Source organism: Dethiothermospora halolimnae (assembly GCF_037577855.1).
In the GTDB taxonomy this organism is placed as follows: Bacteria; Bacillota; Clostridia; order Tissierellales; family VENL01; genus Dethiothermospora; species Dethiothermospora halolimnae.
Map to the genome: position 1 here is coordinate 1 of NZ_JBAKFX010000119.1, position 3294 is coordinate 3294.

The window sequence follows — 3294 nt, forward strand, 5'->3', positions numbered from 1 at the left end:
GTTAGACATTATACTTCTTTTCAAAATTAGTTAACATCTTATCTCATATTTATACGACGCTAGTCGCTTTTAAAAATTTTCGGATGAAAGTTTTGGTTTGAATAAATCTTCATGCGATTCCCGTGGATTAGACAAGGCATATACTTGATTTATTCTTAATATTATGCTATAATTCAAATACAATTTAATTATATTTAGGTTTTCTAGGGTTCCGCAGTCCATGACTGGCAGGTCCGAGAGAAAACGCACAGTTAACTGTGTACACGGAGGGATAAAAGCCTGGGAGATGTTTAATAATATTTCCATAGGCTTTTTTTATTTTTCAAATTTTCTAATCTAGGAGGTATTCTAATGAAAAAATTTGTTATCGAAGATTCTTTTTGGGCCTATTCCCCAATACGAAGATTGGTGTTGTCACTTGTTATGGAATAGATAATTCTATAACAGATAGTGAGCAATATGCAGAAATGATTTCAGAGGCGGAAAAAGAAGCACTAAAATATTTGCAGGATTCAAAATTTAGTAATAACCCTGTTATAAAAGTATGGAGAGAAGCATTTCAGAAATTTAAAACAAAGAAAGGCGCAAGGTCGTCCATAGAAGCATTACTAAAAAGAGTCTATAAAGGAAAGCATTTGGGAACTATTAACCCATTAGTTGATATCTACAATTCTATTTCACTAAGATATGCTTTACCATGTGGCAGTGAGGATATAGATAAGTTTGCTGGCGATATAAGATTAACTAAGGCTGTTGGAAATGAGGAATTTATTCCACTTGGAACAGATAAAAATGCACCTCCATATGAAAGTGAAATAGTCTATAAAGACAACAAAGGTGCAATCTGCAGATGTTGGAACTGGCGTGAGGCAGTAAGAACAATGATTACTGAGTATACAACTAATGCTTTTTTATGTATTGAATTAATTGATGAAGGCAGATTAATAGACTTTGAGAATGCATTGGAAGAACTAGCAAAATTAGTACAAAATAATTTAGGTGGGACAGTTAAAATTTCAATTTTAGATATAGATAATAAAGAAATAATAATAGAATAATTTTAGGAGGATATAGGAATGGGAGATTTTGCTTATAAAAAGGTCTATCTCGAAGATGGTAAAAAGATACTAGAAATAAATATACTTCCTGAAAAGTATTGTAATTTTGATTGTATATTCTGTTCCATCGGAAAATCTTATAATAAAGTAGATACACAACAATCATTTGATAAAATGGATAATTCATTAAGAGAATTAGAAAATATGATAGAAAATTATAGCCCCGATTTAGTTTATATTAATTCAAAGGGAGAATCTCTTATAAATAGTAATGTTAATCCTATTATCGACCTAATCAAAAATAAGGGAGTATCTGTGAGACTACTATCTAATGGCTATTTATTAGGTGAAGATAAATATATGCGAATAGCCAATAAGTGTGATGAAGTTATTGGACAAATAAAAGCAATTTCAGAAGAAGACTTTCAAAAAATTCAAAAACCAATTGAAGGATATACGCTTAAAGCACATCTTGCAAGTATGACTTTATTTAACAAACAATATAGAGGAAGATTCATTTTAGAAATAATGATTATTAAAGGCTATAACGATACAGAAGAATCTATTAATAAGTTAAGAGATATTATTAATAAATTATCTCCAGATAAAATAGTTATTGAAAAAATAAATGATAAAAGATTCAAGAAAAAACTTGGCATATCTAATGAAAGATATGAATATATTTCAGAAATATTGTTAGCCCATTAATAATGTGAATAAGTGGAACTGTTTTTTCCAATTATCCTGTTATCTTATAAGTAAGTCTGAATCTTCTATGCTATAATATTCAACTTTGTTTGAGTTCTAAATATTAGATTTTACCAAATAGGTTGTGGTGATATTTAGTCATAATTTTAAATTTAGTTTAAAGAAAAGGCATACAGTATATATGCCTTTTCTTTATCTCTGATAACATTTTACAATACTAAAACTCAATTATATTAAATAATTTAACAAAGTAGGTAATAAAGAATTTACATCATTTTATGATAAATGGATAAAATAAGTTAAAATGTAAAACTATGTGTTATAATTTTTAATCTAATTTTTATATTAACTTCAAATTTAACGTAAGAAGTAGCTTGAATAGGCTCAAAATGCTTATTCAAGCTACTTCTTATGTTGTTTTAACTTTCTTCAAATATTTCGAAAATAAAATCATTTAATTCCTGTATCATAGCTTCTTTCGTTTTTTCATTTATATATATGCTTCCATTTAATCTATGTTCAAAAAATCTTCTAAATGCATCAATATGAAGTCTAAAATCAAATTCACCAGTTCTTCCATTGTAATCAAAAGCTATTCCTTTAAAGTCCGGTATACTCTCACCGGTTTTATGCTTAATAGTAATTTCTTTGTCAGCAAGCATAATAGCCTTTTCTACACTATCTTTAAAAATCTCTTCATTTTTAAACCTTTTATTTCCTTTGAGTTTCAAAACAATATCAATTGTAACTTTTTCATTAGAATTAGGTTTTTTCATAAAAACTCTATAGACTCTTGATGATATATCTCTATATGTAAAAGCTTCAACACTTGTACTCTCCAACGGATTCGAAAGCTCCCCAGCAATATTTGAAACATCAAAAACTTCTGCTTTATAGTCTTTTTTATAATCTGGTACATGTTTCACACAAATACTATCTGTATGTTTTACTTTCTTATTTTTCATTTGATTATTTAACTCATTACTAAAATTTTTCTTGTGTTTTCTAACAGAATTCTTTCTTAAATTAGAATAATTATATTTTGAAATAGTATTTACAGAATTTACATTCATATTCATCCCCCTTTCGGAAATTCGTATAGGTTTCCTCAACTAGATTTATCGCTATTAATTTATTTAATTAACTCCATATATGATATCGACAATTTAATTGGTATTATTAATTAAATGTTTTAATAAATGTTATTATTTGAAAAAAAACTATAAATGTTATATTATATTGATGTATTACTAAAGTAAAATCCAAGGCAGAAAATACATCTAGATAAAGGGGAGATTATAAAGTGAAAAAATTAGGAAAAGTAAGTATATTACTTGTTTTATTAATATCCTTGTTCGCAACTACATCTTTTGCAAGTTGGCAATATCAAAAACTTGATACCGGTGTTTGTCAAGTAAGTTGTCGCATTTAATTTGAAAAAGGTATAATTTCTTCGTTCCCGATTCGCCATTGACATGGAGCCTCTACATACATGGATTTTGTACCTGTAGGCAGATGTAAATAGAGG

General features: G+C 27.7%; 3 protein-coding genes and 1 riboswitch. Of the genes, 2 read left to right on the forward strand and 1 reads right to left on the reverse strand.

Translation table 11 applies throughout. From position 1 onward, the window contains the following. Positions 1-192 precede the first annotated feature (192 nt). Positions 193-288, forward strand: a riboswitch (guanidine-I (ykkC/yxkD leader). 92 nt (positions 289-380) lie between these two features. After that, a complete protein-coding gene (locus tag V6137_RS20690) occupies positions 381-1058 on the forward strand; it encodes a B3/B4 domain-containing protein (protein ID WP_425449846.1) in 678 nt (225 codons plus the stop codon). Between the two features lie 18 nt (positions 1059-1076). Then, positions 1077-1766 carry a radical SAM protein gene (locus V6137_RS20695; RefSeq protein ID WP_425449847.1) on the forward strand — a complete coding sequence of 230 codons (690 nt, stop codon included), beginning with the start codon at positions 1077-1079 and terminating at the stop codon, positions 1764-1766. Positions 1767-2185: 419 nt separating this feature from the next. Here the strand turns inward: V6137_RS20695 and V6137_RS20700 are convergent, their stop codons facing one another. Next, the gene (locus V6137_RS20700; RefSeq protein ID WP_425449848.1) at positions 2186-2839 is read right to left on the reverse strand and encodes a hypothetical protein; all 654 of its coding nucleotides are present in this window, start codon (positions 2837-2839) and stop codon (positions 2186-2188) included. Between the last annotated feature and the right edge of the window lie 455 nt (positions 2840-3294).

Excerpts from the sequence above, each read along its gene's own strand:
- V6137_RS20695 (WP_425449847.1), top strand. The coding sequence starts at position 1,077 with ATGGGAGATTTTGCTTATAAAAAGGTCTATCTCGAAGATGGTAAAAAG.
- V6137_RS20700 (WP_425449848.1), bottom strand. The coding sequence starts at position 2,839 with ATGAATGTAAATTCTGTAAATACTATTTCAAAATATAATTATTCTAAT.